Source organism: Dietzia cercidiphylli (assembly GCF_014145145.1).
Lineage (GTDB): Bacteria > Actinomycetota > Actinomycetes > Mycobacteriales > Mycobacteriaceae > Dietzia > Dietzia natronolimnaea.
The window spans coordinates 1-6,204 of record NZ_JAALEA010000314.1 but is presented as its reverse complement, the minus strand read 5'-3'; the positions used below and the strand labels follow the sequence as shown (position 1 = coordinate 6,204).

The 6,204-nt window shown below is 70.8% G+C and carries 5 protein-coding genes and 1 pseudogene; 5 read left to right on the top strand and 1 reads right to left on the bottom strand.

What is annotated here, in order from left to right; all coding sequences use genetic code 11:
- Positions 1 to 166 precede the first annotated feature (166 nt).
- The 5 genes from trmB (at position 167) to G6028_RS11500 (ending at position 5,993) form a co-directional block, all read left to right on the top strand.
- Positions 167 to 952 (top strand): tRNA (guanosine(46)-N7)-methyltransferase TrmB, encoded by a 786-nt coding sequence (gene trmB, locus G6028_RS11520; protein WP_182658952.1) that lies wholly within the window; start codon positions 167 to 169, stop codon positions 950 to 952.
- A 37-nt stretch (positions 953 to 989) separates the two neighbouring features.
- Positions 990 to 1,664, top strand: a complete 675-nt coding sequence (locus G6028_RS11515; protein ID WP_179523595.1) for an NYN domain-containing protein — start codon at positions 990 to 992, stop codon at positions 1,662 to 1,664.
- Positions 1,665 to 1,676: 12 nt separating this feature from the next.
- Positions 1,677 to 4,250, top strand: coding sequence for an MMPL family transporter (locus G6028_RS11510; RefSeq protein ID WP_182658950.1), 2,574 nt, complete (start codon positions 1,677 to 1,679; stop codon positions 4,248 to 4,250).
- A 64-nt stretch (positions 4,251 to 4,314) separates the two neighbouring features.
- A complete protein-coding gene (locus G6028_RS11505; RefSeq protein ID WP_182658948.1) occupies positions 4,315 to 5,625 on the top strand; it encodes a lysylphosphatidylglycerol synthase transmembrane domain-containing protein in 1,311 nt (436 codons plus the stop codon).
- Positions 5,622 to 5,993: a DUF3054 domain-containing protein gene (locus G6028_RS11500; protein ID WP_375544356.1), complete on the top strand. Its 372-nt coding sequence runs from the start codon at positions 5,622 to 5,624 to the stop codon at positions 5,991 to 5,993. Before G6028_RS11505 ends, G6028_RS11500 begins: the two co-directional genes overlap by 4 nt.
- 13 nt (positions 5,994 to 6,006) lie before the next feature.
- Here G6028_RS11500 and G6028_RS11495 read toward each other — a convergent pair.
- Positions 6,007 to 6,204, bottom strand: a pseudogene (locus G6028_RS11495) (glycoside hydrolase family 25 protein); the annotation flags it as partial.

Genomic DNA, 6,204 nt, shown 5'->3' with positions numbered 1-6,204 from the left:
TCGTGGGTCACGATCGGCACGGGCTCATGGTGTCCCGGCCGGGCTGCGGCGGCAAGACCTTCCCCCGGGTCCGGCGGGTATCCCGGGCGGTGCCCGTCGTCCCGGCGCACGCCCCGCCCGGCCACCGGATTCGGACCCGGGCCGCCGACTACGGGATGATGACCGGGTGAACCAGAGCGAGAGCCCCCGACCGGCGGACGGCGACACCCCGGACGGCGACACCCCGGACGGCGACACCCGGGGCGGTGCGACCCCCGACCACGACCCGCGTCTGTTCCCCAGGGTCACGGCCTACCGGTTCCGGCGCGGCACCCTGCGTCCGGGGCAGCAGCGGAACTGGGAGGAACACTGGCCGACCTACGGCCGCAACGTGGCGGACGACCTCGTCGACCCGCAGGCCCTGTTCGGTCGCGTCGCGCCGCTGATCGTGGAGATCGGCTCCGGGACCGGGACGTCGACCGCGGCGATGGCGGCCGACGAGCCCGACGTGGACGTGATCGCGGTGGAGGTCTACCAGCCGGGTCTGGCCCAGCTCCTGGGGATGATCCTGCGCGAGGGGCTCGAGAACGTCCGGATGATCCGCGGCGACGGGGTGGACGTGCTGACCAACATGATCGCGCCGTCGAGCCTGACCGGCGTGCGCGTGTTCTTCCCGGATCCGTGGCCCAAGGCCCGCCACCACAAGCGGCGGCTCCTGCAGTCGGGCACGTTCGAACTGATCTCCTCGCGCCTCCGTCCCGGCGGTGTGCTCCACGTGGCCACCGACCACGCGGACTATGCCGACTGGATCGCCGAGACCGGCGACGCGGAACCCTCACTCGAGCGGCTCGACGCCACGACCGGGGCCGGACACGTACCGTTCAGTCTGAAAAGACCCGTGACGAAGTTCGAGGGCAAGGGTCTGCAGGAGGAGCGAGTGATCAACGAGCTCCTCTGGCGTCGTAGAGACTGACAACCCCGTATCTACAAGAAGACCGAGGCAGCAGACGATGACCCCACCTGACGGACCGGACGCCCACGACCTCTCCGACGTGGTGCCGCCCGACGCCCCGGGCCTGGTGCTGCTCGTCTGGGACGCCCCCAACGTGGACATGGGCCTGGGCTCGATCCTCGGCGGCCGTCCCACGGCCGTGTACCGTCCCCGTTTCGACGCGCTCGGGCGGTGGCTGCTCGGGTACGCGGCCGAGTTGTCGGTGACCACCAACGACACCCTCGAGGCCGAGGCAACCGTCTTCACCAACATCGTCCCGGGCACCTCGGACAACGTCCGCCCCTGGGTCGAGGCCCTGCGCAACGTCGGCTTCGCCGTCTTCGCCAAGCCCAAGACCAGCGAAGACTCCGATGTCGACGACGACATGCTCGAGCACATCGACCGGCGCGCCGAGTCCGGCAGGCTCGCCGGTGTCGTGGTGGCCTCCGCCGACGGCCAGGCGTTCCGCGAGCCGTTGGAGGAGCTCGCCGACGAGGTCCCCGTCACCGTCATCGGGTTCCGGGAGCACGCCACCTGGGCCGTCCAACACGACACGATCCGATTCCTCGACCTCGAGGACATCCCAGGCGTGTTCCGGGAGCCCCTGCCCCGGGTCAGCCTGGAGAACCTGCCCGACGAGGGTGCCTGGCTGCAGCCGCTCCGGCCGCTCACCGCCCTGCTCAACTCGCGTTAGGAGCGCGCAGCCGTGTTCAACTCACTCGGAGGGTTCGTCGCCCGCCGCCGCGTCCCCGTCCTGCTCTTCATGGTCCTGGTCATGGCCGCCCTCAGCGTCGCCGGCAGCATGTTCGGCAACGCCTTCGGTCAGGGGGGCTTCGAGGACCCGAAGAGCGGGTGGGCGACCGCCGAGCGGCTCGAGCAGGAAGCGTACGGCCGCGACGCGCTCGGCGACGTCGTCGTCACCTATCACGCCCCCGAGGGCACCACGGTCGACGATCCCGCGTTCCAGGACCCCGTCCGGGCCTCGCTCGACGCGATCCGCGACGAGTTCCCCGACGAGGTCACCGGCGTGACCAGCTTCGTCTACAACCAGTCCCCCGCCCTGGTCAACCGTGACGAGGGCATCGCGGTGGCCTCGATCCAGCTGGCGGGCGAGGAGGAGGAGATCCTCGAGAACTTCCGGGTGATCGAGAACCGGATCGACGTCGACGGCATCGAGACCGACGTCGCCGGCGTCCAGGCGGTCGCGGGAGCGCTGCAGGACGGCATGGACGCCGACCTCGTCCGGGCGGAGCTCATCGCGCTGCCCCTGGTGTTCGTCCTGCTCATCGTGGTGTTCGGCGGCGTGGTGGCCGCGTTCCTGCCGGTGGCCGTGGGCATCCTGACGATCCTCGGGTCGATCGGCGCCCTGCACCTGCTGTCGTTGGTGGTGCCGGTCAACTCGTTCGCCCAGAACGTGGTCACGCTGATCGGCCTGGGGCTGGCGATCGACTACGGGCTGTTCGTGGTGAGCCGGTTCCGGGAGGAGATGGCCGAGGGGTACCCACCGGTCGTCGCCGTACGCAGAGCCGTGGCCACCGCCGGCCGCACCGTGGTGTTCTCGGCCGTCATGGTGGGCGTGACCCTGTCCGGGCTGCTGATCTTCCCGCAGGACTTCCTCAAGTCGGTGGCCTATGGGGCGATCGCCGCCGTCATCCTGGCCGCGCTGCTGTCGGTGACGCTGCTCCCGGCGGTGCTGGTGATGTTGGGGCACCGCGTCGACATGCTCGGCATCACGCGCCTGCAGCGGCACCGCACCCGCGAGCAGGTGGAGAACGGGCTGTTCGGCCGGGTCGCCGACTTCTCGATGAAGCACCCGGTGGCGGTGGCGGTGCCCGTCGTGGTTGTCCTCGTGGCGCTCATCATCCCGTTCTCCGGGGTCAAGTTCGGCGGCATCAACGAGACCTACCTCCCGCCGGACAACACCACGCGCGTGGCGCAGGAGCAGTACGACCAGAACTTCCCCGGCACCCGCACCGACCCGGTCAAGCTCGTCGTGATCGGGTCGGACGGCACCACGCTCTCGCAGATCCGCGCCGAGGCCAACAACGCGCCCGGGCTCACCGGTCCGTTCCAGTTCGCCCGGTCCGGACAGCAGGACGACCAGGGCCGCGACGTGGTGGTCCTGCAGTCCGGTCTGGTCGACCGCAACTCACCGGCCGAGACCGTCGAGTACCTGCAGCAGTTCCCGATCCCCGCCGGCACCGAGGTCCACGTGGGCGGGAACCCGGCCATGGAGTCCGACTCGGTCGACGCGCTGGTCGACGGACTCCCGTGGTTCGTGTTGTACGTGCTGGTCGCCACCACGATCCTGATGTTCCTGGCGTTCGGCTCGCTGGTGCTGCCCATCAAGGCGGCGATCATGAACCTGCTGGGCCTGGGCGCCACGCTCGGGATCCTCACGTGGATCTTCGTCGACGGGCACCTCGCCGACCTGCTCGGCTTCACACCGGGGCCGCTCACCTCGCCCGTGGTGGTGCTGCTCATGGCGATCATCTACGGGTTGTCCACGGACTACGAGGTGTTCCTGGTGTCCCGGATGGTCGAGGCGCGATCCCGGGGCGCCAGGACCGCCGAGGCCATCCGCAGCGGTGTGGCCAACACCGGTCGGATCATCACCTCGGCCGCGCTGATCCTCATCGTGGTGACCGGTGCGTTCGCGTTCTCGGACATCGTGATGATGAAGTACATCGCGTTCGGCATGATCGCCGCCCTGATCATCGACGCCACGGTGATCCGCATGCTGCTGGTGCCCGCGGTCATGCAGATGCTGGGCACCGACAACTGGTGGGCCCCCCGGTGGATGAAGCGGGTCCAGGAGCGGATCGGCCTGGGCGAGGCCGAGATCGGCGACGAGCCCGAACACCTGCAGGGCGGCCCTGCCCGGGTCGGGTCGGCGGGACCGGTCAGGGTCACGGAGACGGGCGTCCCTGACACCGCACCCGCAGGACCTGTCGCGGGGAGCCCCGCTGACGGACCCTCCGTGGCGGAGGGGACGCAGGTGCCGGGATCGGCGGTGGGGCTCCTCGAGCGCGAGCCCGAAGCGGAACCTGTGCGCGAGCCGGAACCTGTGCGCGAGTCGGAACCTGTGCGCGAGTCGGAACCTGTGCGCGAACCCGCGCCCGAACCTGTGCGCGAGCCCGAACCCGACCTCCGGACCGCACCCCGGCCCGAGCACCGTCGTCGGGACGGGGGCGGCGGGGAGAAGATCCCCGCCGCGGAGCTGATCGCCCGGCTCCGGCAGGAGCGGGAGCGGGAGAGGGAACGGGATCGCGACGCGTGAGGCCCCGCCCGACCTCCGGAGTGTGAACCTGGGCCGAGGCCGGTCCGCGGGTTATAGTGGCGGGATGAAGGGGACCCGGGGCGCCGTCCTGCGCCGTCGTGTCCGGGTGGTCCTGGTCAACCCCTGGTTCAAGGCCTTGGCGACCCTGGCCGTCCTGGGCTTCGTCCTCTACTGGCTCCGCGGGCAGATGCCGTTCTTCGCCGAGGGGTTCTCGGCGGTCACCAGCCCGCACTGGGGTTGGGTCGCGGTGGCGCTGGTGTTCTCCTACCTCTCCATGTCCAGCTACGGCTCGGTGCAGAAGGTGCTGCTGCAGTCGGCGGGCGTCAGGGTGGGGTACTGGGCGAGCGTCGGTCTGGTCTTCTCCGCCAACGCGTTCTCGACCTGTATCCCCGGCGGGCAGGTCTTCGGAACCACCCTGACCTACCGGAAGACTCGCCAGTGGGGCGCGACCCGGGTGGTGGCGTCGTGGCAACTGGTGGTCTCCGGAGTGCTGTCCACGGTGGGGATCGTGCTGCTCGCGTTGATGGGCTTCTTCCTGGTGGGCCGTGTATCCAACCCGTTCCTGCTGATGCTGTCCGCGATCGGCCTCGTGGCGATCGTGGTGGTGGTGCATTGGGCCGCCAGGAACCCCGACAGGATCGAGGAGGCCCTGCTGTCGTTGTTGGCGTGGGTCAACGCCCGGCGCCGCCGGCCCGCAGACCACGGTGCGACCGGGGTCCGCAAGATCGTGGAGCAGGCCGAGGCGGTCGAGATGACCAAGACCCAGTTCTCCAAGGCCTTCGCGTTCTCACTCCTCAACTGGGTCGCCGACATCGGCTGCCTGTGGGCGGCCGCCCACGCGGTCGGCGCCCAGCCCAGCATCGGCGGTCTGTGTATCGCCTACGTCACCGGCAAGATCGTGGCCTCCGCGCCGATCACCCCCGGTGGTCTGGGAACGGTCGAGTTCGCGCTCATCACCGCGCTCACCGCGGGCGGGCTCGGTGCGCACCAGGCGTTCGCGGCGGTGTTCCTCTACCGCATCGTCAGCTTCGTCCTCGTGGCGCTGGCGGGGTGGGTGGTCTTCTTCCTCTTCTACCGCGGTGCGGTGGAGATCGATCCGGATGCCGAACCCGCGGAGGACGACACCCCGCGCGAGGACGCCTCGTCGTCGTCGCCCCGCCTCCACCCCGACCAACCAGCCGTGATCGCCGCCCCGCCCGCCGGTCTCGCCGCGATGTGGCCGATGAGGGGCACGCCGTGGCGCGCCACCGTCCCCCACGACTCCGGGCCGATCCCCCTCTTGCGCGTCCGGGAGGACGGGACCCGGGACGCCGGGGAGGGTGAGGCCTCCTGCTCGCTGGGCGGCGGCGAGCACCGTGACGAGAGGGATCGGTGAGCCGAGTGGCCCTGCCGCTGATGTTCCTGTTGGACGCCGTGCTCGTGGGGGTGTTCGCGACCTTCGGGCGCGGCGCCCATTCCGAGGGCCTCGGGATCGGGCAGGTGTGGGGGACGGCGTGGCCGTTCCTGGTGGGTCTGGTGGTGGGGTGGGTCGTGGTGCTCGCCACGCGCCGCGACCCCGGGACCATCCGGTCGGGTGTCCTGGTGTGGGTCGCCACCCTCGTCGGCGGGATGCTGATCCGCGGGATCGGTGACGGACGGGTGCCGCACTGGAGCTTCATGGTGGTGGCCGCGATCGCCACCGGGGTGTTCCTCCTGGGCTGGCGGGCGCTGCGCGCGGCGGTGTCCCGGCGCCGGTCGGCCTAGCTCGTCAGAACCCCTAGCGGAACTCGGGCGGGATCTGGTCGAGCATGTGGGCCGGGACGGTGACGGTCTCGGGCAGTCGGACGCCGTCCGGGGCGGGCAGTCCCTCCGGGACCACGATGGTGACCGGTTCCGCGCGTCCTCCGGCGACGGGGGCGGGGGCGGGATCGAGGACGGGTGCGGCATCCGGCGCGGGGGCGGCGACGGGTGCGGG